This is a genomic window from Streptomyces sp. NBC_00510, from assembly GCA_036013505.1.
GTDB lineage: Bacteria > Actinomycetota > Actinomycetes > Streptomycetales > Streptomycetaceae > Actinacidiphila.
Window position 1 is genome coordinate 2267511 of sequence record CP107851.1, and the last position, 24164, is coordinate 2291674.

Annotated in this window: 19 protein-coding genes; 11 read left to right on the plus strand and 8 right to left on the minus strand. The window is 70.1% G+C overall.

The features are described from left to right. Positions 1 to 7 precede the first annotated feature (7 nt). A complete protein-coding gene (locus OG937_10075) occupies positions 8 to 1801 on the minus strand; it encodes a DUF305 domain-containing protein (GenBank protein WUD78692.1) in 1794 nt (597 codons plus the stop codon). Positions 1802 to 2555: 754 nt separating this feature from the next. Between OG937_10075 and OG937_10080 the strand changes: the two genes are divergently transcribed. The 3 genes from OG937_10080 (at position 2556) to OG937_10090 (ending at position 5370) form a co-directional block, all read left to right on the plus strand. After that, the gene (locus OG937_10080) at positions 2556 to 3707 is read left to right on the plus strand and encodes a Dyp-type peroxidase (protein WUD72019.1); all 1152 of its coding nucleotides are present in this window, start codon (positions 2556 to 2558) and stop codon (positions 3705 to 3707) included. Between the two features lie 212 nt (positions 3708 to 3919). Beyond that, the gene (locus OG937_10085; GenBank protein ID WUD72020.1) at positions 3920 to 4828 is read left to right on the plus strand and encodes a beta-propeller fold lactonase family protein; all 909 of its coding nucleotides are present in this window, start codon (positions 3920 to 3922) and stop codon (positions 4826 to 4828) included. A gap of 359 nt (positions 4829 to 5187) precedes the next feature. Further along, entirely contained in the window at positions 5188 to 5370 is a 183-nt protein-coding gene (locus OG937_10090) for a hypothetical protein (GenBank protein WUD72021.1), read from the plus strand. Positions 5371 to 5675: 305 nt separating this feature from the next. Here the strand turns inward: OG937_10090 and OG937_10095 are convergent, their stop codons facing one another. Then, positions 5676 to 6719, minus strand: coding sequence for an NADP-dependent oxidoreductase (locus OG937_10095; GenBank protein WUD72022.1), 1044 nt, complete (start codon positions 6717 to 6719; stop codon positions 5676 to 5678). A gap of 100 nt (positions 6720 to 6819) precedes the next feature. Here OG937_10095 and OG937_10100 point away from each other — a divergent pair, with 100 nt between their 5' ends. Beyond that, the gene (locus OG937_10100) at positions 6820 to 7758 is read left to right on the plus strand and encodes a LysR family transcriptional regulator (protein ID WUD72023.1); all 939 of its coding nucleotides are present in this window, start codon (positions 6820 to 6822) and stop codon (positions 7756 to 7758) included. 78 nt (positions 7759 to 7836) lie between these two features. Here the strand turns inward: OG937_10100 and OG937_10105 are convergent, their stop codons facing one another. Beyond that, positions 7837 to 8244 (minus strand): discoidin domain-containing protein, encoded by a 408-nt coding sequence (locus OG937_10105; GenBank protein ID WUD72024.1) that lies wholly within the window; start codon positions 8242 to 8244, stop codon positions 7837 to 7839. Between OG937_10105 and OG937_10110 the strand changes: the two genes are divergently transcribed. After that, positions 8225 to 8605 (plus strand): ADP-ribosylglycohydrolase family protein, encoded by a 381-nt coding sequence (locus OG937_10110; GenBank protein ID WUD72025.1) that lies wholly within the window; start codon positions 8225 to 8227, stop codon positions 8603 to 8605. The genes OG937_10105 and OG937_10110 overlap by 20 nt on opposite strands. An 8-nt stretch (positions 8606 to 8613) precedes the next feature. Beyond that, positions 8614 to 8781: an ADP-ribosylglycohydrolase family protein gene (locus tag OG937_10115; GenBank protein ID WUD72026.1), complete on the plus strand. Its 168-nt coding sequence runs from the start codon at positions 8614 to 8616 to the stop codon at positions 8779 to 8781. Positions 8782 to 8815: 34 nt separating this feature from the next. Here the strand turns inward: OG937_10115 and OG937_10120 are convergent, their stop codons facing one another. The 4 genes from OG937_10120 to OG937_10135 all read right to left on the minus strand — a co-directional run bounded on the left by OG937_10120 (position 8816) and on the right by OG937_10135 (position 16296). Beyond that, positions 8816 to 10507, minus strand: a complete 1692-nt coding sequence (locus OG937_10120; GenBank protein WUD72027.1) for a hypothetical protein — start codon at positions 10505 to 10507, stop codon at positions 8816 to 8818. Then, entirely contained in the window at positions 10504 to 11229 is a 726-nt protein-coding gene (locus tag OG937_10125) for an ABC transporter ATP-binding protein (GenBank protein WUD78693.1), read from the minus strand. Before OG937_10125 ends, OG937_10120 begins: the two co-directional genes overlap by 4 nt. Before the next feature lie 371 nt (positions 11230 to 11600). After that, positions 11601 to 15887, minus strand: a complete 4287-nt coding sequence (locus OG937_10130) for a trypsin-like peptidase domain-containing protein (GenBank protein WUD72028.1) — start codon at positions 15885 to 15887, stop codon at positions 11601 to 11603. A 43-nt stretch (positions 15888 to 15930) separates the two neighbouring features. Then, positions 15931 to 16296: a hypothetical protein gene (locus OG937_10135; protein WUD72029.1), complete on the minus strand. Its 366-nt coding sequence runs from the start codon at positions 16294 to 16296 to the stop codon at positions 15931 to 15933. A 434-nt stretch (positions 16297 to 16730) separates the two neighbouring features. On the opposite strand from OG937_10135, the gene OG937_10140 reads away from it, so the two are divergent. Both OG937_10140 and OG937_10145 read left to right on the plus strand, forming a co-directional pair. Continuing rightward, positions 16731 to 18947 (plus strand): carbohydrate-binding protein, encoded by a 2217-nt coding sequence (locus OG937_10140; GenBank protein WUD72030.1) that lies wholly within the window; start codon positions 16731 to 16733, stop codon positions 18945 to 18947. A 491-nt stretch (positions 18948 to 19438) separates the two neighbouring features. Further along, positions 19439 to 19993, plus strand: coding sequence for a hypothetical protein (locus tag OG937_10145; GenBank protein WUD72031.1), 555 nt, complete (start codon positions 19439 to 19441; stop codon positions 19991 to 19993). Between the two features lie 371 nt (positions 19994 to 20364). On the opposite strand, the gene OG937_10150 is transcribed toward OG937_10145, so the two are convergent. Continuing rightward, positions 20365 to 20691, minus strand: coding sequence for a hypothetical protein (locus OG937_10150; protein ID WUD72032.1), 327 nt, complete (start codon positions 20689 to 20691; stop codon positions 20365 to 20367). Positions 20692 to 21389: 698 nt separating this feature from the next. Between OG937_10150 and OG937_10155 the strand changes: the two genes are divergently transcribed. From OG937_10155 to OG937_10165, 3 genes are all read left to right on the plus strand, one after another. Next, positions 21390 to 21683: a hypothetical protein gene (locus OG937_10155; protein ID WUD79092.1), complete on the plus strand. Its 294-nt coding sequence runs from the start codon at positions 21390 to 21392 to the stop codon at positions 21681 to 21683. Between the two features lie 496 nt (positions 21684 to 22179). Beyond that, positions 22180 to 22443, plus strand: coding sequence for a helix-turn-helix domain-containing protein (locus OG937_10160; protein ID WUD72033.1), 264 nt, complete (start codon positions 22180 to 22182; stop codon positions 22441 to 22443). 51 nt (positions 22444 to 22494) lie between these two features. Next, positions 22495 to 24048: a transposase gene (locus OG937_10165; protein WUD72034.1), complete on the plus strand. Its 1554-nt coding sequence runs from the start codon at positions 22495 to 22497 to the stop codon at positions 24046 to 24048. Positions 24049 to 24164 lie beyond the last annotated feature (116 nt).

Below are 24164 nucleotides of genomic sequence, written 5' to 3' on the forward strand. Positions count from 1 at the left end.
GCCCGGGTTATGAGCCTCCTGCTGCCGGGGCGGGTTCCGCGGACGGGCCCTCCGGGCGGGGCATGGGCTTGTAGTGGTCCTGAATGGCGACGGGAGAGTCGCCGTCTGACGGGGTGATGATCAGGTAGCGCTGGGACGGTGCGGAGGCCGCGGACTTCGGCGGCGTCAGCACATCGCGCAGGAGCCCGATGGCCTGGCCGACCTGCGCGCCGGCGGCGTTGGTGGTGAACATGGTGAGTGCCTGCTTGCGACCGAAGGGCGCGGTGCGGTGCTCGGTGAGCCACACCTTGTAGTTCTTGCCGGGCTCCAGGCCGGCGGCCGCGACCTGGAGGAGGTCCAGGGCGCCGAGCGCGTTGACCGAGACGGTCGCATGGGCATGTCCGCCCTCGCCCTTCGGAGCGGACAGCGTGAGGTGGCCTGCTTTGCCCGCGATTCCCGGCGGCTGCAGGTTGGCGGTTCCCTTGCCGTGCGGGACGGCACGCGGCACGTAGAGCAGCTGCTGGGGTTGCTGGCCCACGGGGATGGTCGCGATCACCCTGTTCTCGAGCGTGTCGACGGCCACAACGGCGTCCTGGTTCTCCAGTCCGACGTAGACGCGCGTGCCGTCGCCGGAAACCCAGATCCCATGCGGCAGGTCCCCGGTGGGGATGGTGGCGACCAGGGCCGGTTCGGAGCCGCGTCGGTAGACCTTGATGACGTTCTCGCCGCCCACGGTGACGTAGGCGAAATGGCCGGCACTGTTGTCGACGAGGGTGACGTGGTTGCTGATGGGCCCGCTGTCGATCGTGGCAAGGATGCGGAACGGCGGTCGCGCGCTCATGACCTGGGTCTTGCCGCTGTCCTTGAGCGTGAACCACACCTCGGTGCCATCCCGGCTCACGGCCAGGTTCGGGGAGAAGGGGCTGGCCTGCGGCACGCGGGCCACCACCCGGTAGGTCCGGGTGTCGATGACGTCGACTTCCGGGGTGAAGCTGGACGGCACAAAGGCGTACTTGCCGTCCGGGCGGAACAGCACCATGCCCGGCCCGTTGGCGGTCGTGACACGGCGCTTCTCCCGCATCCGCACGGGGTCGATCACCGACACGTAGTTCTCGCCGCGCACGGTGGCCCACAGCTCCTTGCCGTCGGGCGTGAAGAACGCCTCGTGCGGGGACCGGCCGACGTACACCACGCCCTTCACCTTGTTCGTCGCGGTGTCGATGAGCGTGACCGAGTTGGAGCCGACGGAGACCGTGGCAAGAGTGCGGTGGTCGGGGGAGAAGCCGCCGCCGTGCACGAGCAGTTGGTTCTTGTACAGCGGACTGAGCGCGCCGGGCACCGGATCACCCAGGCGGATCACCCCGAGAAAGCGATTGGCGACGGGGTCGATCACGGAGACGGTGTTGGACGTCTGGTCGGAGGTGTAGACGCGGTCCTGGCTGGATATCGGGAACAGCGGACCCGCAGCATCTGCCTGCGGCTGGGGCTTCTCCTTGCCCGGCTGCGCCGCGGGGGGCGACGCGTTCCGCCGGGCCGCGGGCTTCGTCGACAGCCGGCTTTTCAGCACCCCGATCTCCTGCTGCTGCGTGACGATGATCTCCTGGGCCAGCCTGTGCAGAACAGGATCCTTGCCGTGCTCCATAACCGCCTTGGCCATGGCGATGGCCCCCTGGTGATGAGGCACCATCATCGCCGCGAAGTCGTGGTCGGGGTCACCGGTCTTGGACGAGCCCGCCATGGCCTTCATCATGGCCTGCATGCTCGAGTCCATCTCGTGGGCGAACGGCGCGGACCCGCCTGCGTGAGCAGCATGCGCATGCATCCCGTCCGCCGCTCGCTGCTCGGAGGCCTGGCAAGCAACCAGCCCCAGTGCGACGACCCCTGCGGTTCCGGTGAGGCGGAGCCGACGGTGCGCTGTGCGTGCCATTCCTTCTCCCTGTGTTCCGTCTTCCATCGCATGGGGGCCTCAGCACCCCGGACCTGGGGCTGGAACGCCAGTCTTTTCAGCTGATGAGGGGCTGTCACTTTTACAAGCGCAGGGGAGTGACGGCGCTCAGCCGCAGCACACCTCGCGAATCGGGCAGGCACGGCATGGGAGGGGCTGCTGGGTGAACGGTTCTGACCTTCTTGCGTGAGGCGCCGGGCATGGAGCATCTCCGCAATTACGCCGGCCCTGACCTGAGCGGTTGTTGCCTCTACTGGGGCAGCTTCCTCCGGGTGTCATTCAACGTCAGTAACCATCTTCGACCCGGCCGTCCGCAGAGCCGAAGAGCCGGATGACCTGTGAGGTTCGCTCCCTTTGTGTCAGCCGCGGGGTTGCCGTCTCGCCGCCTTTGGGCGCAGGGGACAGGGGGAGCGTCCCGCAGGAAAGTACGACAGTATGCCCAATATCAGTTCATGTGATGACGTAATCACGGAGAGTGAACATGACGGATGGGGCATCTGCACCGCTGGGCGACGCATGGAGCAGTGGAGGGTGCCCGTTCGGTGTGCTCGCCCGGCGATCGCTTCTGCAGGGGTCCGCTGCGGGCCTGGCCGGGGCAGCGGGTGGATCGGTCCTGGGAGGGAACGCGGCTGTGGCCGGCACTGCGGCCCGGCAGACCGCGCAACCCCGTTCCCGCGTGATCCCGTTTCATGGCCGTCACCAGGCGGGTATCGCCACGTTGCCGCAACAGGACGCGATCTTCGTCTCGTGCGATGTGACCGCCTCCAGTCGCAAGGAACTGACCGACCTGTTCCGCACCCTGACGGCAAGGGCCCGTTTCCTCACCGCTGGCGGCACACCGGCGAAGGTGTCGCCCACCGAGACACCGTCAGACAGCGGCATCCTGGGCCCGAAGGTCGTCGCTGATGGTCTCACGGTGACCGTCGGCGTAGGAGCGTCCCTGTTCGACGACCGTTACGGACTGGGCCCACGCAAGCCGGCGCAGCTCGTCACGATGAAGCCGTTCCGTCATGACGATCTGGACCCCGCGCTGAGTCAGGGCGACCTACTGTTGCAGATCTGCGCCGACCACCGCGACACGACCGTGCACGCCCTGATCGACATCCTGACCCACACCAGGTCCTCCATGAAATTGCGCTGGCGCATCGACGGCCAGCGCAATCCCGAGCGCCCAGTTGGTGTCCGGCGCGACTGGTTCGGCTTCAAGGATGGAATCGCCAATCCGGATGTCACCGACGAGTCTCAGTTGAACCAGGTGGTGTGGGTGCAGCCCAAGAGCGGCGAACCGCAATGGGCCGTGGGAGGCACCTATCACGTGGTGCGTATCGTGCACTTCTTCATCGAGGCGTGGCAGAAGGTGCCCATCGCACAGCAGGAACGGGTCTTCGGCCGCCGCAAGGCCAGCGGTGCCCCCCTGTACGCGGTGGGCGACGACGCCTCGGATCTTCTCGACCCCATCTACACCAATGACCCTCAGGGGCTCATCACCCCACTCAATTCCCACATCCGCCTCGCCAACCCGCAGACCCCGCAGACCGCGGCCACCAGCACCATCCTGCGCCGCAGCTACGACTACGACCGCAGTCCCAACGTCCCGGAACTCGACATGGGACACGCATTCGTCTGTTTTCAGCAGGAGCTCGACACCTACATCGCCATGCAGACGCGGCTGGAAGGCGAAGCGCTGGTGCCGTACATCAGCCCGCGCGGAGGGGGTTACTTCTTCGCGCTGCCAGGTGTCCGGGACGAGAAGGACTACTACGCCCGCGGGCTCCTGACCTGATCCGGCCGCCCGAGCGGGCCGGAGACCACCCGACCGCTGGATTTGCCATCGCACTGCGTACAGGAGGCGTGATGTTCTCTGCCCTGCGGAATCGAGCCGATGGCGGTCGACGGCCACCCGGTGGACCGTACGGGCTCGTTGCAGTGACCTGCCTCGGGACGCTGTTGGTCTCCTGCACGGCCTCTGCCCCGGCCCACCAGGGTGCCACGCGGGTGCCGGGCGAGGCTGCGCGCGCCGACTCCACGGGACACGTCTACGTCACGAACCAGCAGGACAACACCGTCTCGGTGATCGACGCCCGTACCTACAAGGTCATCGCGACCGTGCCCGCCGGTACGGCGCCCGAAGGCGTCGCCGTCACGAAGAACGGCGCGCACCTCTATATCGCCAACAGCGGGTCGGCGCGGGTCTCGGTCCTCGACACGCGGAGCCGGAAGATCGTGGCGAAAGTGCCGGTCGGCAAGAGCCCCACGGGACTCGCCCTCAGCCCCGACGGCAAGTCGGTCTATGTCGCCAACGGCGGCTCGAACACCGTGTCGGTGATCGACACCAGCACCAACAGAGCTTCCGCCACCATCCCCGTCGGCAGATCGCCGCTGAACGTGGCCTTCAGCGGCGACGGCGCCACGGCCTACGTGGCGAACTCCGGAGCAGGCAACCTCTCGGTCATCGACACCCACACTCGCCGGGTCACACGAACCCTCGCTGCAGGCCATGCTCCCGTCGCGGTCGCCGTCACCAAAGACGGCAAGTCCGCCTACGTCGCCGACGAAGTGGGAACACACGTCCTGGCCATTGCCACCCGCACCGGGAAACCGACCGCCGTGACCGTTGGCCAGGGCCCCTTTGACGTGGCCATCAGCCCGGACGAGCGCCTCGCCTACTCCGCCGATCTCGGCCCGGGCCACATCTCCGTGATCGACGTGGGCAGCCATCGCGTGACAGCGACCATTGACGTCGGCCCTCCCGGCACCGACCCCTTCAACCTGGAAGTCACCAGCCGCGCCATCTACGTCACCAACCAAGGTGCAGGCACCCTCACGGTCATCGACGCGGCATCCCGCAAGGTCCTTGCGACGGTGCCCGTCGGAGCCAGCCCATATGGTGTGGCGGTGGGCTGACCCTGCAGCCTCGCGACGACAGGGACCCACGGGGCGGCAGCGGCACGCCCGCGTATCCTGCCGCAGCCATCGGGCGAGGAAATCGCCGGGTCAGCCCGGCCGAGGGGAGGTTCTCCCCCAGCCAAAGGCCGTGGCGACAAGGGGCGTTGCGGCCATGCAGATCCTCCGGTTACGGGGACTTCTTCGGGATGGCTTCGAAAGACGGGGAGACGACACGGTCCGGAGCGCGGTCGGAAAGGAGCTTGCGGCCCGATGGCGGCCTGAGGTTCCCCCGAGACGCGGGGGGGAGGTGACAGCGGGTCAGACGGGTCTCATGAGAGGAACCCAGACGATGGCTGCCCGACGACGCCGGCATTGAGGTGCTGCCCGTCAAGAACGCCGCCGGGACGGGCACCGAGTACATCGTCGAGCTGTCGTTCAAGACGGACGACTACGCCGACGCGGCCCGGCTGCACAGCGACGCCATCGCGGTCGCCGACGGGCACGGCTGGCTGTACCACGGCGACATTCTCAAGACCCAGCTGATCCTCGACCGGTACTGAGCGACCCCGCTCCCGGCTCGCGGAAGAGCCGGGAGCAACTTCTGGAGCGAGCGTCAGAGGCGTTCCTCCTCCCCTCCACGCGGCTGCGGAGGTATACGCCGCCCCAGCGCGGTACGACCGCGCACAGCCTGACCCTTCCGGTCCAGGGGCTCGCCCCGCCTGGGCCTGGACGGGTGGGTGCCGGAGGCCGAACCTGGTTCAGGAAGAGCGCGAAGGGCCCGTCACGATGCCGGGTGCCGGGGTCTTGGAAGCGGCGCCGCTTTGCGGTACCGAGTCCTTCGATGAGGTGGGGGCGCGGATTCGCCTCATGACGATGGAGTTCGGGTGCCGGTTCGCGGACGGGCTCGCGTGCGGTCCCGCACGATGACCTTGCCAGTGTTCTCGCCGCGCAGCATTCCCAGGAACGCGTCCACGATGCGCTCGAAACCGTCGACCACCGTCTCGTCCAGAGCGAGCCGGCCGCTCTGCAGATGCGGCACCGCGAACTCGTACAACTCATCCTGCATATCGCGGTAGTTGCTGACCAGGAAGCCCTCCATGCGGATGCTCTTCTCCACGATGTCCGCATAGTTGAAGCGCGGTGACGGCGCGTCGGGGGCGTTGTACTGGCTGATCGTGCCGATGCGGACGATGCGCCCGAACTCGCGCAGCGCTCCCACCGCGGCGGCCAGCTGCTCGCCGCCGACGTTGTCGACGAACACGTCGATGCCGTCCGGCGCGGCCTTGCCGAGCAGGTCGGCGGCGGGCCCGTCGTGGTAGTCGAAGACGGCGTCATAGCCCACCTCCCGCGTGAGGTGGTCGGCCTTCGCTGCCGAGCCCGCGCTGCCCACGAGCCGTCCGGCGCCGAGCAGTCTGGCGAACCGCCCGGTCGCCGTGCCGACGCCGCCCGCGGCGGCCGACACGAACAGGTCCTCGCCCTCCTGGAGCCGGGCGATCCGGGTCAGGCCCACGTAGGCGGTCAGGCCGGTGCCGCCGAGGGTGCTCAAGTACGCGGTCAGGGGCACCCCGTCGAAGCGGGGCAGCCGCCGGATCACTTCGGGCGTGACCACCGCGTGCGTACGCCAGCCCTGCCGGTGGAACACGATCTCGCCCTCGGCCAGCCGAGGCGTGCGCGAGGCGATCACCCGCCCGATGGTGCGGCCCTCCAGCGGTGCGTCGAGCGCGAAACCGCCGGGCACGTCGTCCATCAGCTCGCGGTGGTAGGGGTCGACGGACCAGTAGAGGTTTTCCACCAGCGCGCTGCCGGCCGCGGGCTCGGGAAGCGTGGACTCGACGATGGCGAAGTGCCCGGCGGTGGGAAAGCCGTGCGGGCGGGCGGTCTGGTGCACGGTGAGCGCGGTCTCGTTCATGACCGGACCGTAGGGCGGGAATGCGCCACCCGGGCAGCCGGTTGGGCTCATGCGACACCCCGTTCCATGAGCAGTTCTCATACGTTGAGGTGAACGCCCCGTGGCCCGTACGACGGATTCCGATCTCGCCCCGCACGAACTGCGCGTCCTGGTGGCGGTCGCGGACACCGGCGGCTTCTCGGCCGCGGCCGGCACACTCGGGCTGACCCAGTCCGCGGTCTCCCACTCGGTGCGCGGCAGCGAGCGCAAGATCGGGGCCGTCCTCTTCGAACGCGGCCGCACCGGCGCCCGCCCCACTCCTGCCGGAGAGAAGGCCGTCGCGCACGCCCGCCGCATCCTCCGCCTGCTGGACGTCCTGACCGCCGAGGCACGCGGCGCGGGCCGGCCCGATGTTGCGGAGGGGCCGCTGCGGATCGCGGCTTTCCGCAGCGCGGCTCTCCACCTGCTGCCGCCCGTCCTGCAGCGGCTGCGCGCCCGACACCCCGGGATCGAGCCGCGGGTGCGGATCGTACGCGAGGTCGGGCGCGGCACTGCGGGCGAAGTGGCCGACGGGAAGGCCGACATAGCCATTGCCACACTTGGCGGCTCGGTGCCGCTTCCCGCGGGTCTGGTCGCGAGCCGTCTCCTTGAAGAGCCGTATGCCCTGGTGCACCCGGCGGGTCACGCCGCCCCGCGCTCACTGCCGCTGGTCGACTGGGCCGAGAACTGCGGCTCGTACACCCGCGAGTGGTGGGCCGCGCAGGACTGGATCCCGAAGGCGACCGTCGAGGCCGAGGACGACGGTGCGGTGCTCTCCCTGGTGAGCGGGGGGCACGGAATGGCGATCATGCCTGCGCTCTCCTTGGTCGAAGCACCGGATTCCGTCGGGATCTGTGATCTCGGCCCCGCGCGCCCGACACGCCAGGTCGGCTATGTCACCACCTCCGAACTGGCCGGATCCGCTGTCGTGCGCGCCTTGGTGAGGGAACTGCGGGCGACGGTCCCGCAGGGTGAGGGCCTTCTCAGCGCGGTCGCGAGCCCGGCGGTACGCGCTGACTGAACGGGGACACCGGCTCTCCTGCCCCCGACGCAGGGGAGCGTCCGGGGCAGGAGCGTCCGGCGGGGAGTCCCGGGGTGATCAGGTGGTCCAGATCTGGAACTCCGAGACCTGTCCGGCCGGCCGGCCGGTGTTGGTGTTGGCGCCGATGTTCAGGCGGAAGTAGCGCTGGGTGGTGGCGGGGAAGGTGATGGTGACGGTGTTCTGGGTCGCCGGGTCGAAGGTGTAGGCCGTGGAGGGTTTGATGGTGGTGAGGTTCGTGCCGTCGGTGCTGCCCAGCACGGACAGGGTCTGGGTCCGTGCGCCCCAGCCTGCGGGCAGTTGCCGCACGATCCTGGACACGCTGTGCGCCGACCCGAGGTCGACCTGGACCCACTGCGGGAACGTGTTGTTGGCGCTCTCCGAGTAGGTGGACTGGGAGCCGTCGGTCACGTTCGACGAGGGGTGGACATCGGTGGGGCTCGCACACGTGAACGCCGCGGCAAGCATCACCGGCGGACATCCCGCCCTGGCCAGGGGGTTGATTCACCGTGGCCGAGGGCGGCGGTGCGGTCGGCCTCGGCGACCCGCCAGGGCCGCCATCGCTGTCAGCGCGCTCACCCACCCCGGCCCCGACTGCGCCGACGCCTGTGTCCTGTGGGGCTCCGGCATCCGTACCGCGGTGCTGCACGGGACCCTCGACGGTGTACGCGGTGGCCTGGACCTGCTGCCCGCGGAGCGCCGGGAGACCGCGAAGCGGCTGGACGAAGCGGAGGCCGCCCGCCGCACCGGTTCCACAGCAACGGCTGGGCCGTCCACGCGTTCCAGGCCGCCTGGCCGGCCATCACCCGCACCGCCGCGCCCGAACTGAGCCCGGCCGTGGACCGCTTCCCACCACCCAGTACCTACAGCCGGCTGTCGAGGCGGCGGGCCGGGACGGACACCGACGCCGTCGCGGCGATCGCGGGCGCCCTGCTCCGCGCGCGCCGGGGGTGCTCCGGCATCCCGCTGGAGGGGCAGCAGGACGTCAACGGCCGGCCGGCGTGAGGGATGCCGGCGGCACAGGCCACCGGCACCCCTGTCAGTCCGCCAAGGGAGCCGTCAGGTTCCCGATCCGCGTGACCGCCCAGCGCACCATGATCACCGTCACCATGGCGCTTGCCGCGACAGCGGTGACGATCGAGGCGGCCGAGCCGGAATGCAGCGCGGTCAGGAACGGGACGACCAGCGTGATCACCGCCGCCAGCATCCCGGCGCCGTACCAGCCCAGGAACAGCACCGGGCCCATGCCGCCCGCAGGGGACTGGGCCGAGGACATCAGCAGATGATGCTTGGTCGCCCCCCGGCAGGCGTTGACCAGCGAGGCGCCGACCAGCGACGGCACCAGCGCCGGTGCCAGCAACGCGCGAGCCCCCGCGCCCTCCGCGGCCAGCACGCCCGCCGCCGCGAGCGCGCCCACCAGCCCCAGCACGACGGGCACCGCCGTGTGCCGCAGCATCAGGCCCCGGTAGGGGTAGGGCGCCCACGACCCGCGCCGCGTGTCGTCGGTCTCCACCCGGGCCGGCTCCATCAGCTGGGTCAGCGACCAGTAGCCGAAGATCAGTGCGGCCAGCGCCGCCGCCACGCCCGTCCCGCGGTGCGCTGAGGCCGCCAGCACCGCGCCCAGCACCGCAAGCACCCCGAGCACCACCGCCCGGCCCAGCCTGCCCGGAGTCCGCAGCAACGCGAGGGTGTCCCGCCACGGCACCGCCAGTTCCGCCCAACGGGGCGCCGGCAGCCGCCATCGCGCCGACCGGCCCCCGCCGGTGACCCCGGCCACCGCCTGCCGCGCGGTACGGAACTCCACCGTGCGCAGGGCGGCCATCACCCCGGTCGCGGTCCGCGAACGCCGCCGTACCGCGGACAAGGACAGCGACCCGGTGAAGCGGTGTGCGGCGGCCAACGCGCCGGCCACCACCACCGCCAGCAGGACGCCCGCGGCCCAGCCGCCCGGCAGCGCGGCCGGCGTGGGGGCCAGCGCGGCCAGCCCGGCCCAGCCCCAAGGCCCGGACCACAGCTCCACCCTTTCCAGTCCCGGCAGCCGGTCGCCGCTGACCGCCAGCACGGTCTGCGCCACCAGCGCCAGCACCGCCATAGCGACGTACGGAGTGGCCAGCCGGGCCCAGCGGGCCACCCGCTCGCTGCCCTCCACCGCGATGGCCAGCGCGGTCGCCAGCAGCGGCAGACCGCAGCCGCCCAGCAGGCACCAGCCGAACGCGGCCGGCAGCCCCACACCGACCGTCAGGCCCAGCGCGACCATGCCGATCGCCGCGACCAGCAGCCCGGCTCCGCCGGAGATCGCGGCCGACCCCCAGAACCACGGCCGCAGCACCCGGGCGACGTCCACCGGCTGGGCCAGCAGCCAGTCCACGGTCTCCCGCGGCGGGACCACAGGCCCGCGCCACTGGGCGTCCCAGGCCGCGACCAGCAGCCATCCCAGCCCCAGCGCACAGGACCCGGCCGGCAGCGCGGCCAGAATCGCCGGTCCGTGACCGGAGTAGTCGGCGCCCATCGACTTCTCGAGGAACAGCCCCATGCTCGGCAGCGCTCCCCACACCACAAGGAGCAGCACCACGCAGTACACGGTGTAGCCGATCTGGCCGGTCCTCTTGCGGCGGTGCGGGGTGCGCAGGTCACGGACCAGCCGCAAGGTCTCCCGCGTCCAGTCGTCCTCGTCGGACCAGGCCGCGGAGTGCTCGCCGGTCCCCTCGGTCTCCTCGGCGAGGGTGGTCACCGGGCACCGTCCGGGTTCTCGGCCAGCCAGGTCAGTCCGTCGGTGCCGGTGGCGAGCACCTTGTCCGGGTGGCCGTCGGCCACCACCTTGCCGTCGCTGAGGACCAGCACCCGGTCGGCGACCGCACGGGCCAGTTCTCCGTGGTGTGTGACCAGCAGCACGGCGACGCCTTCTGCGGTCTCCTTCTTGATCAGGTCCGCGAGCTGCCGCCGCGCGCCCGGGTCCAGTCGCTGTTCCGGCTCGTCCAGCAGCAGCAGGTCGCGCGGCCGGACCATCGCGGAGGCCAGCAGCAGCGACTGGAGCTGCCCGGAGGACAGTGCGCCGGGCAGCGCGTCGGCGTGGTCGGTCAGCTTCCGCTCGGCCATCACGTGGCCGATCCAGTCGCCGGCGTCCTCCACCCCGTGGGCCACCGCCACCAGCTGCAGATGCTCGCGCACGGTCAGGTCGGGGTAACAGGCCGCGGTGTCGCCGACCACCGCCACCCGGGCCCGGACCGCCGGGTCGTTCTCGTTCATCGGCTTGCCGCCGAACGTCACCGTGCCGGTGCTCGGCCTGTCCCGGCCGGCCGCTATGCGCAGCAGCGTCGACTTGCCCGAGCCGTTGTGGCCGAGCAGCGCCACGCACTTCCCGGACCGCAGTCGCAGGTTCATGGTGGCCAGCGCCGTGCGCTTGCCGTAGACCCGGCTGACGCCGCTGAGCTCTAGCAATGGTGGTGCACCCATGTCGCCGGGCCTCTCGTCAACCACGAACGCTGTCCCCGCTTCGACCTCGGGATGACGGCCCGGAGCGGCCCGGCCATTCTCCACGCTCCGCCCGGCCGGGGGCACAATGGGTGTCTTTGGTCACTCCGCGTGCCGGGCGTCGGCGAGTCCGTTGGTGAGAGGTCGCGGTCCCTGAAGACCTGGTGGTCGGCTTGCCACTGCGCGGTCAGCCGGCGGCCCGGCGGCGCCGGCCGACGTGGTGACCTTCCGCGGCTGATGGTCGCCGTTGCGCGCCACCAGGCGTCGCCCGACCGGCCCGGACCTCGTCGAACGAGGCGGTATGCGACGAGGCTGCCTGCCTCGGGTTTTGCGACTCCCTCGCGCCTACCCGCTCAGTCGCAGACGTGGTCCGTCCGGCTGCCCGGCGGGGTCAAGGCCTTCTCCCCCGCCGTGAGGCCGCGTCCCGCGACCGCGCACAGCTTCTCCAGCCATCGCTCCGGATCGAGCGTGAGGACGTAGCCGTCGGACCCGTCGACCAGGCCCATCGACGCGCTGTCCGCCGTCAGATCGGCGGTCGCTCCGTACCCTGGTGTGAAGTGGTAGCGCTCGGTACCGCCGCTGACGTCCCAGGCGGTGTACTCGTTCTGCGTGCTCTGGGTGCTCAGGGTGGACTCCGATGAGAAGGCGCTCAGCCATTGGACGCCCCGGTACGTCAGCGGCTCCAGCCACTTGTCCTTGCCTGCCTTGTCCATGTCCCACACCCGTACGGCGCCGTCGTAGGTCAGCACCGCGAGGAGCCGGCCCGTCGGGTCGAAGCCGAGCTGCTTGACGCCGTCGGACCCCCCGACGTCCAGCGACTCGACCTCCCGGCCCTCTTCGAAGTCCCAGATCACGATGTCGGATTTCCCGGCGGGGGTGCGTACCGCCGCCTGCCCGTGGCCGGGGCGTGCCACCGCCCAGGTGCCGGCGGCCGCGATCGAGACCTCGGCCGGCTCCTGGACCCTGGGTCGGTAGGCCGTGCCGACTTCCCGGCCCTGGGCCAGGTCCCATCGCTCGACGTACGACAGCGCAGAGATCACCACGTGGTCCGGACCGTCGAAGGTGACGTCGACCCAGGCCGGGGTGCGCCCGGAGCGCGGGTCGGGGTCCGTGGGGTCGATGTCCGGCGGTCGTGGCAGATCGATCCGGTCCAGCTCTCGCAGTGTGCTCCCGCCCACCTCCCAGACCAAAACGGTGCTGCCGTCCGCCGCCGTCGTGAGGACCCGTGTGCCGTCCCGGCTGTACGCGGCGTACAGGGCGGCCAGCGGACGGGACGGACGCACCGCGGCCAGCATCCGGTGCGTCCGCAGGTCCCACAGGCGCAGTCCGTTGCCGTCGGTGTCGACGCTCATGACGCGGTTGTGGTCGGCGTCGACGGTCCTGATCCGGGCGGTGAGCATGGTGGTGTCGAAGGCGGACGGCTCCGGGACGCGCGCGACCATCACCGACCCCGCGATGCCGACCGCGGCCCGGAGCTTGCCCGGCGGTCCGGTGAGTGACACTGCGGGCAGCTGGGACTCGCCGGTGAACGAGGCGTCCTGTTGTGCGGGCGCGGGCAGGTCGAAGGTGCCGGCGCGTGCCTGGACGAGGTCGAACACCAGGAACCGGAACCTGCCGAGCGAGGCGCCGAAGCGCTGCACCGGGTTGACGAGGAACCGGCCGGTCCGGTCCAGGCGCGGCACGTTCAGCGGGCAGACCAGCCCCAGTTGCCGCGTGCTGTACTGATGGCGCACTTTCGGCCGGCCGGTCAGGTCCCAGGACTGCAAGACCCCGTCCGGGGTGCACCGCACGAGCGTCCGGCCGTCTCCGCTGACCGTGACGGCACCGGTCAGGTCCGTTCCCCACGTCGCCGGGTCCTGCCGGCCGTCGGCGAGGTTCCAGCGCACCAGACGGCCCTGGGCCCCCTCGGCCGCGCCTTCCTGGGTGATCCTGCCGATCACGGTCCCCTCAGGGCCGAACCACGCCTGGGCCGCCTCCCATCCCTTCGGGGCGCGCAGCGCTTTGCCCACGCGCCGGCCGCTCTCGGACTCCCAGACCAGGACCCCTTCGCCGGGCAGCACGGCGAGCACCCTGCGCCCGGTGGCATCGAAGCGCAGGTCGACAGGGGCGCGGGCGTTCTTCCGTACGGCGTCGACACCCCGCAGGATCACTGTGCGCCACTTGCCCCCGCCGTCCGGCCCGATTCCCACGGACACCTTCCCGTTGACCGAGGCCCGCGCGGACATGAGCCCGTCGGGCGAGAGCGCGACGATCCGCGATCCCGCCGGCAGCCAGTTCCGCTGCACCTGGTCCGCGCCGAGCGTCAGGCCGACGGCGTCGCCGGAGGTCATGCCCACATTGATCCGGTTGCCGTCCTCGCTCATCGCGACATCACGGACCGGAGCGTGGTTGTCCCACACGACCCGCTCCACATGGCGCAACCGCAGATACTGACTGATCAACGCGGTGCGGGCCTCGGGCTCCTGGGCGGTCCGGTACGCCGCCCCCGAGAACAGCGCCGACGTCACCACCGACACGTCGTCGAGCTGCGCCGCCCGCGCCGCCAGCTGCTTCGAGGCCGCCCGCCGCAGTTGCCCGTCGAGCTGCGCGTTGCGCCAGAAGAACAGCCCGGAGGCGACCACCGCGAGCACGGTAACGACGACGAGTGCGCCGATGGCCCCGCGCTTCTGCCGCACCCGCCGTCGCGCCCGCTCCTCCTGCGCCACCCGCCTCGCGGCCGAGCTGTCGACGAACTGCCGCTCCGTGTCGGTCAGTACGGGACCCCGGCGCGTCACCCACTGCTCCGCCTCCGTGAGCTGTTCGCCCTCCAGAAGCTGCCCGCGTTCCACGTCGTGCCGCAGCTCCGCCCGCCAGGCCAGGAACTCGCGGTCCTGCCGCACGCGCTCCTCGAGCCGCTTCCAGGCGCCGATCAGTGCCTCGTGGGCGAGCTCGGCGGTCACCGCCTCACCGCCACCGCCGCGCAGCACGAGCAACCGCCGCTCGGCGAGCGCGGTCGCGATCCGCCACCGTGCCTCCCCCGCGTCCTGCTGTCTCAGGGCATTGCGCATCGGTACATCGCCGCCCGGCAGGAACCGGACGAGGTCGGTGAGCAGCCGCATGGCCTCGGCCTCGTCGGCCTCACCCACGCAACTTCGCCAGGCGGTCTCGGCGTACAGCCCCAGCGCACCCTGGACACCGCCTACTTCACGGTAGGTGTCGAATCGCAGTCGTCCCCCGATCTGCCCGTCCCACAGCTGTGCCATGACGAAGCCCAGCATCGGCAGCGCTCCGGGGCCGTCCCCCGCGTCGTCCAGCATCCGCTCCACGAGCCCGTCGTCGTACGTCACGGCAGGTGTCAGCCGGAGCGGGCGGCGGATCACCTGCTCCAGCTGCGAGCGGGACATGGGGGCGAGCAGCCGCACTTGCCCGCGGCCGAGTGCGGGGCCGAGGAGCGGATGGCTGAGGGCCGCGTCCGTGAAGTCCGACCTGAGGGTGACCAGCACCCGCAGTCCGTCGGGATGGCGCTCGGGAAAGAGCAGACGGACCACCTCCTCGATCTCGGGGTCCGGCCCGGCGAGCAGTTCCTCGCCTTGGTCGAGTACGACGAGCAGCCGCTGCTCCCCCTGGCCGCCGGCCATGCGCAGGGCGTCCATGAGGCCGCGCTCGGCGAGAAGCTCCTCCAGCTGCCGGACCTCCCGCACCCTCGCGGCTCCGCGCAGTCCGGGACGTACGGCGGTGACGAGCTCCGAGGCGAGCGCCGCCCGCAGGGTGGCGCCCTCACCGGAGCGCACCATCAGCACGACGTGGCCCCGCTCCCGCAGCCGCGGCACCACGCCCGCGCGGGCGAGCGAGGACTTGCCGCAGCCGGAGGGTCCGACGAGGGTGACGCACGGGTGCGAGCCGGCGACCAGGGCGGTGACGTCGGCGACGTCGTCCTCCCGCCCGAAGTAGACCTCCGCGTCGCCCTCTTGGAAGGTCGACAGGCCGCGGAACGGCGAGGCCGGACGGACCACCGTCGCCAGTTCCGGCAGTTCGGCGACGAGCGTGCGGGTGGGCATCAGAAAGCTCTGCTGCACCCCGCCGGGCTGGATCACGACGACCATCCCGGCCACGGCGCGCAGTTGCTCGTCCCAGACCGGGCTGCCGCTGAACCCCTCCTCGACGGGTACGCCGTGCGGATCCGCCTGCGACAGCTGCACCCAGCCCTCCGCGGTGGCGCCGCGCAGCCGTCCGTAGTGCCAGACGCCGCCCGGGGAGCGGTAGGGGAAGCCCGGCACGCGTACGTCGTGGCCCCACACTTGCTCGGTGTCGGCCATGTACAGCGGGTGGGCCCCGGGTATCGGGGCGCGCAGCCGGAGGACCGCGATGTCGCCGGTCTGGTCCTCCCGTACCGGCACCCAGCGCTCGACCTCGGCGGCGCCACCTCCATGGGCGAAGGGCAGGTCGACGAGGACCTCGGTGCCTGTGGCCACCTCGTCCTCGCGGGGCCGGTCGAGGGCGTCGTTCACGACGTGGGCGCAGGTCAGGACGAGGTCGGGGGCGACGAGGAAGCCGGCGCCGGCGAGTTCGCCGTCGGGGCCTTTGACGCGGACCACGGCTGCGGCCAGTGCCTCTTCGGGGCTGCGTGATCCGGTGCCCGTCCCCGTTACCGCAGCCGTCACTGTGGCCTCCGCGTCCCCGTGGCTCCCGATATACCCAACCGCCCTACGGAGTATCGCCGTTGCTGTCCACGCGGTCACCTCTGTTCCAGGTCAGTGTGACCGCGAAGTTGGCCGCTGTGGCGGTGCTGGCGATCACGACGTCCGCCTCGGCGGAGATGGAGACGCCGAATTCGAGGGTCACCTCGTCCGGGGCGTTCACCATCCCGCGGAAGCGCCCCACGAAGCTGTCCGCCACGGGCCGCACGGTGTCCAGCATCTGCCCGAGGGTCCGTTCCGCCCGCGGCACGGCCCGGCTGCCGCGACCGACCCGGACGAGCCCCTCGTCCACCTCGCGGACCTGGACCCGCACCACGTCGTCAGTGCCATCGCCCAACGGCACTTCCACGGTGTGCACGGACCGGTCGGTCATGAGGTTCTCCTTCGCTCCGGGGCACGTTGCGGTGATCGTAGCGAACCTCAACCAACCCTGAATCGAGCCGGGTTGAGCATTCCACGGGGGGACGGAAGCCGTCGCACTCGCACCCCGTACCTCCACGGGCACACCTCCAAGATCTCACCGATCAGGCACGCGGCCACTTTCCTCACGCCTTAATTCATGTCTTGACAGAACATCGACAAGCTGTTTCGATCTGCTCGCGTCCGGAGGAAGGAGGGCTTCCCCGTACGCCGCCCGGCCCCCAGCAGGGGGCGCGACGTCACCGTCCGAACGAACCCCTGTCAGCAGCGGGTTGCACGGGATCCCAGGACACGTCCTCCCCAGCCACCGCCAGTGGCCGGGCGCCGGCTGTCCGTGGGATCGGGACCGCGTACGACCCGCGCATCCCAGCAGAAAGGAAGGACATCGTGAGACGTTCCCTCATCGGGGCAGCCGCAGCTCTCACCTTGGTCGTTCTCGTCGGCACCGAGTCGGCGGCCCCGGCCGCCGTACCGCACCACGGCTCCTCGGCAACGGGCACCTACTCCACGGGGGCCGGCCACGCGTGGCAGCCTTTGCCGAGCGTCAGCCCGGGCGCCCCCGCCGACGCAACCGTCGTCGTCGACCCGAGCACCTCCCGTCAGAAGTACTCGGGCATCGGGTTCTCCCTGGACGAGACGAGCGTGTCCAATCTGTGGAAGCTCACCCCCGCCAAGCGCGAGGAGGCCGTCCGGCTGCTCGTCGACCCGAAGACCGGGGCGGGCCTGAACCGGTTCCGCCTCACCATCGGCAGCCCCGATCTCATCGAGCACCTGCCCTTCTGGTCGGAGGACGACCTCCCCGCCGGTGTCACCGACGACTTCCGGCTGAAGTACTTCTCCATCCAGCGCGACATCGACCTGCACATCGTCGACACCATCAAGCTGATCCAGCGCTACAACCCCAAGGCCACGTTCTTCGCGTCCGCGTGGAGCGCCCCGGCGTGGATGAAGACCAACAACCGCTTCACGGGCGAGGTCGCGCTCAAGCCCGGAAGCACGACGGACTACTACCAGGTCGGCAAGCTGCGCGACGACTGCATCGACGTCTTCGCCCGCTACTACGTCAAGTTCGTCCAGGCGTACGCCCGGCAGGGCATCCGCGTCGACGCCCTGACCCTGCTGAACGAGCCCGGCATGGACGTGGTCTACCCGGCCATGGACATCAGCGTCGCGCAGCAGCAGAAGCTCGCCCTCGCGATCAAGAAGGCCCTGCACAAAGCCGACCTGAACACGGGACTGTACGTCCACGACTTCAACTTCTGGGACTGGCGCGACCCGAACAGCACCGCAACCAAGAACTACTACCGCATCTTCAACGACGCCCCCGACGGGTCCGTGACCGGCAAGCAGGTCCTGAACGCGACCGACGCCGTCGCCTTCCACCCCTACTGGGGCGACCCGAAGGTCATGCGCGACGCGTTCGAGCAGACCGGCAAGCCGGTCCACATGACCGAGACCAGCGACCTGTCCGCGGCCACCATCCTGAACGACTTCCGCCTCGACGCGAGCTCCTACATCCTGTGGGCGCAGGCCACCGATCAGGACGGCGGCACGCTCCATTGGACGCCCGCACGGGACAACAAGATCGACTGGGACGAGGTCGCCGCGACCACCAAGTGGCCCGACCGCCTGGTCAAGGTGAACACCACGACCAAGGACTTCACCGTCCGCGACGAGCTCTACACCATGGGGCAGTTCGCCAAATACCTCACGCCCGGCGACGTCCGGCTGGAGTCGAGCACCACGACGGACGGCGTGAGCAACGTCGTCTACCGGCACGGCGCCGACAGGTTCGTCGCGGTCCTCGGCAACAGCAACAGCACCGACACCACGGTGCGGGTCGTCCTCGCCAACAAGTCGTTCGTGGTGAAGGTCCCGGCGAACTCCTACGCCACCTACCGCTGGCAGCAGCGCATCCCCCGGCCCCCGCACAACAGGGCGCCCGTGCTGGCTCCCGTGCCCGATGTCGTGGCCGACCAGTACAGCACGGTGCAGGTCCCGCTCAAGGCAACCGACCGCGACGGCGACCGGCTCGCCTTCTACGCGACCGACCTCCCGGACGGCGTCACCGTCAACCCCACCACGGGAACGGTAACGCTCAAACCGACCACGGCCGGCGAGAACGACGTGACGGTGGTCGTCACCGACGGCACGGCGCACGCCCAGGTCACCCTGCACGTGACGGTGCGCCCGCACAGCGCGCCGGTCGGGGTGCGGGTCGAAGCGGAGTCCTACGCCGCCCAGCACGGCTGGACGGCCGGCGGGGCCAACTTCATCGAGACCAACCCCGCCGCCAGCGGCGGCGCGAACGTCGGCTGGACCGCCGCCGGCAACTGGCTCGACTACGCCGTCGACGTCCCGCAGCCCGGCACGTACGACCTGGAACTCCGCGTCGCCACCGGCACCGGCGCCCCCGTCACGGACGCGCTGACCTTCCGCGACGCCGGCGGCACCACACTGGCCACGGTGACCGTCCCGGACACGGGCGGCTGGGCCTCCTACCAGTCCGTGCACGCCCCGGTCACCCTCGCGGCGGGCGACCAGGTGGTCAGGCTCTTCTGCGAGACGGGCGGCTTCAACATCGACTACCTCCGGCTGTCGTAGCGCCCCCGGCGGCCCGCCAGCATTCCCCGGCGACCGGCGGAGACGACGGCGGGCCGCCACCGGACATCGCGGCGCCGGCGGGGGCGTGGCTACACCTGGCAGATGAATGCTCCCCGACCCCTCAGCCTCCTGCCTGTGGCTTCACGTGGGCGGGAGGCTCAGGGGCGTGCTCGGCCCAGCGGTCGAAGTACCGGGACTCCGCTTCCTTGTCTCCCTCGGCCACCTGCCATTCGCGGACTACGGCGGGAAGCAACCGGCGCGGCCCCGATGACACCGCTGGTGGTGTTGCTGTTGCACCGCGCCGGGGGTGGTGGCCTGGCCTTCAGGCGCTGTTTGGCGGCGGTGCAGCAATCCAGCCTGTCTGGGTCGACCGGGTGGAGAAGAACCTCGACCGGCCGTCGATCCCACCGGTCACTCGCCCGAGTGGCTAGGGTGCGATCGGGTACCCGGGCGCCAGTCGTCCGCCGGGCCTGCCCGGAATGGAGCGCAAAGTGACGTCCTCATCCCTGGTCCGAAACGGGATCCGGATCGCACCCCTCCTGCTGGCGGCTCTGGGTACCGGTGTCGCCGTCGCCGGATGCTCCCACTCCGGCAATATTGCGGATGCGGGCACCACGACACGGGCCGAGGCGGCCGCACCCGGCAGCCCGTTGCTCGCCCAGGTCGCCGAGCAGATCTCTCTGCCGGCGCGGACCTGGACGGCGTCGGGTACCCACACGGCCAAGGGATATACGACCGCGGCGGCCGAGACCACCAGCGTCAAGGGTATGAAGGCCGACTGCGACAACATCAATCTCAACAAGAAGCTGGCCGCCAACTTCCGCGACGACGTGTTCGGTCATGGCATGAAGGGGTTCTTCTACAAATGCCAGGGGGTTGGCCCGGACACCAACAAGTACTGGTTCACCATCAGCTCTGCGGACCAGGCCCAGATCGGCAAGCTCTGCGATCCGACCACCAAGTACCCGATCGTCTACGACAAGCAGCACGATACTTACTGGATCGACGAGCCGTTCACGTGCACCAGCCAGGTCGGCCCTTCGTAGGACTTCGATCGCGGCTCGCCGCAGCAAGGGCCGCTACAAGATCACGGACCGGCGGCGCCGTCGAGGAGTACCACCGTGCAGCCGTCGAGCCGCTCCCAGCCCCGCGCGATCTCCGACTGCGGCACCTCCCCGTCCTCACGCTCGCAACGATTCTCATCACGCGCTCCAGAAGGCAAGGCCCAGGTCGGGAGATGGGTTCCCGACCTGGGTCTTGTGCCGTCCAGAGCAATACAGCCGTCCGTATCCGTCCGCGGCGTCCTCGTCGTTCCTCGCTGTCAGCCGGTTACGACGCTTGGGGCTGCTCGGCCTTCCCATTCACCGCGTCTGGCGGCGCGGTGAACGGACCAACCTGCCCTGGCGAGCACTGGCCATCAGGCCACGCAACGGGCGAAGACCTGCACAGTGCCGGAGGTCTTCGCCTCGTTCTGGAACGTGATCTGCCACTGGGTGGCGCTCATCGGACGGTTGTCCGTCACGTCGATGCTGGCGGAGGACACCTTCCAGCCACCGCTGACGGCATTGGTGCCCGCAGGGCAGGTGACAGTGACGATCTTGCTTTGGTTGGCTGCAATCGACCCGACCGGACTGTTCACGGTGTCGGGGGACGCGGCGGTCACTTCCACAGCCAGCGCAGGGGACGCCAGGCTAAGAGCCAGCGCGGGGGCGGCGACCAGGGCGAGGAGCTTGGTGCGGGTCATGGTTCGACCTCCTTGAGTGGCTCATGCATTCGCGACGAATCGAACGCACGACCACCAGACTGAGCGGGGCGGAAGGGAACCGCCATTCGATGCCCCCATTGGAGTGACGCAATGCGCACCATTGTTTATTGAGCGTGGTCGAGTGGGATTAGCGACCGCCGAAGGCTCCACACATCGGTGCTGGCCGCGAAGCCCGCGGCTTCGACAACGACCCCAGGATGGGGATCGAAGTGGCCGTCCATGAGAACGCGCAGTTCGACCAACTGGCGACCCTCGCGCCGTACAGCATCCGTGCAGAGGGATGGAGCCGAGGCGCCGCGGTGTACAGCGCCGGACCTATGAGGCGAAGTACCCCAAGGTCGCCAGGGTGGCCGTTGGCTGTGTTCGCTGCGGTTCGCCCAGCTCGAAGGAGGAGCATTGGCGGGCGCTAGATCACGCGCGAGACGACGTGTGCGCAGGGGTGCGCTGCCGGCCGGAATGCGGCTGGGAAGAGGGTGGCGAGATCCCGTGGGTAGTCGGGTCTCACTGTCAGTCGCCCGGGGGGTCACGTCCGGCGCCGAGCCGCTCCCTGATGACGAGGAATTCGCCGTCGTCCAGCCCAGAACGTCGGGGCAGTTGTTGTAGCCGGTCGACCCGCGCTCGGCGGGCGTCGATCCGATACGGCACAGGGGACTCCTAGCAGTGACAGGATCGGTGCTATGGGCACCGAGACGGATTGGGTGTACCGGGTCTTCGAGCCGCACGGCTCGGAGGGATGGCGCCCTTATGGCAGGGATTCCGAGCGGTGGCGGGGCGCGATCACCGCCGATGATTCGAGCGAGGGCCCCCGGTACGCCATCGCCCTCGTCGTCGCCGACCTGATGACCGAGTGGGAGGTGCGCGGCCTTTCCCGGGCGAGGCACGTGCGCGTCCTCCTCTGGCGTGACGAGGAGGGCGACGAGGCGGACGCGGACATCATCGTGGAGGTCCGGCCGGACATCCACGCCGAGTGACCGGTGGGTGTCCGATTCGCCGCGTCTGGCCCGATCAAGGTCCAGGGCGAACCTGCCCCCGCGGCTGTCGGTGGGGCGGTTGTGGACGGGCCCGAAGCCGGGTGCGGTGAAGGTCGCGAAGACCCGCGGGTGCGCGGCCACGTTTCGCGAACCGTAGAACAAGTCTTCGGCCCCACGCAAATGTTGTGCGTATGAAATCGGTTTCGACAGGCCGCCGATGCGTCGGCGACGTCGTCGGCGCGCGGGGTTTCGCGGTTGGTCTCGCGCTCGCCTAGCAGTGGCGAGCATCGTGTCCCGTGAGCGGCGGACCGCCCGGTGTACCGGACTGGTGTGTTGGTCCGGTTTGGCGAGCATGGAGGAGGGCCGGCGACTGCAGCAGATTAGTCGGACTACGAAGGACCCGGTCAGGCTGCGGCGGGCCATCGTGGTGATGATGTCCGCCCAGGGCCAGTCGGTGAAGGACATCACCTCGTTGATGCAGGTCAGAGAGGATTAGGTGCGCGATGTCATCCACGCCTTCAACGAGCGGTTCGACGCACTGGACCCAAAATGGAGCGGGGGACGCCCGAGGGCGATCAGTGAACGGATGCGTGAGCGCATCTGTCTGATCGCCCGGACGTCCCCCACCGACTGGGGCATCGCCGCCTTCTCCACATGGAGCCTGGCCAAACTGTCCGAACACCTGGTCCAGCGGAAGGTCGTGCCCGCCATCAGCCGGGAGACCCTGCGCCAGATCCTGCGCGAGGGCAAGGTCTCCTAGCAGGCCACCACGACCTGGAAGGCCTCCAGCGACCCCGACTTCATCGCCAAGATGCACCGGGTCCTGGAGCTGTACGACGCACCTCCCGCGGACGGCCGGGTGATTTGCGTGGACGAGTTCGGCCCGCTCAACCTGGTCCCCCGCAGAGGCAAGGCCTGGCGGCCACACGGCAAGCCTCGCCGAATGCGGGCCGCCTACCACCGCTACGACGGCGTGATGCACATGATCGCCGCCCTCGACCTGGCCACCGGGAAGATCTACTACCGGATCCGCCAGCGCAAACGGTGGCAAGAGTTCCTCGGCCTGCTCAAGGCCCTGCGTGCCCGCTGGCCCGGGGAGAAGCTGCACGTCGTGCTGGACAACTTCTCCCCGCACAAGCACCCCAACGTCCGCGCGTGGGCTGCCGCCAACCAGGTCCAGCTGGTCTGCCTGCCCCGGTCCGCCTCACATCGTCCACACGTCTGGCCCGCCGCCACGCCCTCTGAAGGGGCGCCCGCCCGATCCCCAAATTTTTTGCGCGACGGACCTGCCCTCCGGCCGCGTAGAGCAGACGACGGATTCATGCACGGAGGGGACTGCACGATGACAGTGCGTGCGCTCATCGGAACACTGAGGGGTGCCAGGGGTACGGCGATCGCGGCGGCGGCGATTGCCGTGCTGACCGCGTCACAAGCGCCAAGGGCGGTCACTGCCGAAGCCGCAGAGCCCGCACGGAAGGCGGCACCCGCCGAGCACGGCCTCAGCGTTTCCGGCGATACCCCGTACCGCACCGAACTTCCACCGCTGCGGACGCGGAAGAAGGGCATGGCACAGGGAGTGACTGGCGGCAATGTGCCTGCGAGTGTGTTCGCCGCGTACCGGCGTACCGAGGAGGATCTGGCGCGTACCGCGCCGCGCTGCCACCTGCGTTGGCAGTTGTTGGCCGCGATTGGCCAGGTGGAGTCAGGGCAGGCACGGGGCGGCTGGGTGACTCGGGACGGTACCACCGTGACGCCCATCCTCGGCCCGCGGCTGACCGGCGGCGCCTTCGCTGTCGTGGCGGATACCGACGGCGGCGCGTATGACGGGGACGCGGTGTACGACCGCGCGGTCGGTCCGATGCAGTTCATCCCGTCCACCTGGGCCCGCTGGGGAGCGGACGGTAACGGGGACGGACGGACGGATCCGAACAATGTTTACGACGCGGCGCTCGCAGCCGGCCGCTACCTGTGCGCGGGCGACCGGGACCTGTCGAACCCGGCCGACCTGGACCGGGCGATACTGGGCTACAACCACTCGGACGCCTATCTGCGCGCCGTCAAGGCGTGGTATGTGTACTACCTGACCGGTCACCGCGTGGTGCCGGACGCATCCACCGGATCCCGGCCAGTCCGGCCGAAGCCGTCCGGCCCGAAGAGGCAGAAGCTTGCGCCGCCGAAGCCGTCGGACGACCGGAAGCCGAGCACTGGTCCTTCGCGCATGCCGTCGACGTCGCCCGCCTCACCCTCCCCCAGGCCGTCCCTCGCGGCCGGAGTCCCGAAGGTGTCCGCGACGCCGCTGGTTCCCGTCCCCGAACTGACCCTCTCGCTGCCCGGGGGCGGGGTGCTGCCTGAGGTTGGCCGCTGACCACTGGCTAGGGCCGGAACGCGATGGGTGTCCGCCTCTCCACAACTGCCACTACTCGGCGGTAATCTCGCCACGTCGGAAGCATGTACCGGCGGGTGAGTGCGAAGGGGCGGGCC

Excerpts from the sequence above, each read along its gene's own strand:
- OG937_10150 (WUD72032.1), bottom strand. The coding sequence starts at position 20,691 with ATGACCCGCACCAAGCTCCTCGCCCTGGTCGCCGCCCCCGCGCTGGCT.
- OG937_10105 (WUD72024.1), bottom strand. The coding sequence starts at position 8,244 with ATGCTTGCCGCGGCGTTCACGTGTGCGAGCCCCACCGATGTCCACCCC.
- OG937_10125 (WUD78693.1), bottom strand. The coding sequence starts at position 11,229 with ATGGGTGCACCACCATTGCTAGAGCTCAGCGGCGTCAGCCGGGTCTAC.
- OG937_10155 (WUD79092.1), top strand. The coding sequence starts at position 21,390 with ATGGGCACCGAGACGGATTGGGTGTACCGGGTCTTCGAGCCGCACGGC.
- OG937_10095 (WUD72022.1), bottom strand. The coding sequence starts at position 6,719 with ATGAACGAGACCGCGCTCACCGTGCACCAGACCGCCCGCCCGCACGGC.
- OG937_10075 (WUD78692.1), bottom strand. The coding sequence starts at position 1,801 with ATGCATGCGCATGCTGCTCACGCAGGCGGGTCCGCGCCGTTCGCCCAC.
- OG937_10135 (WUD72029.1), bottom strand. The coding sequence starts at position 16,296 with ATGACCGACCGGTCCGTGCACACCGTGGAAGTGCCGTTGGGCGATGGC.
- OG937_10165 (WUD72034.1), top strand. The coding sequence starts at position 22,495 with ATGCACCGGGTCCTGGAGCTGTACGACGCACCTCCCGCGGACGGCCGG.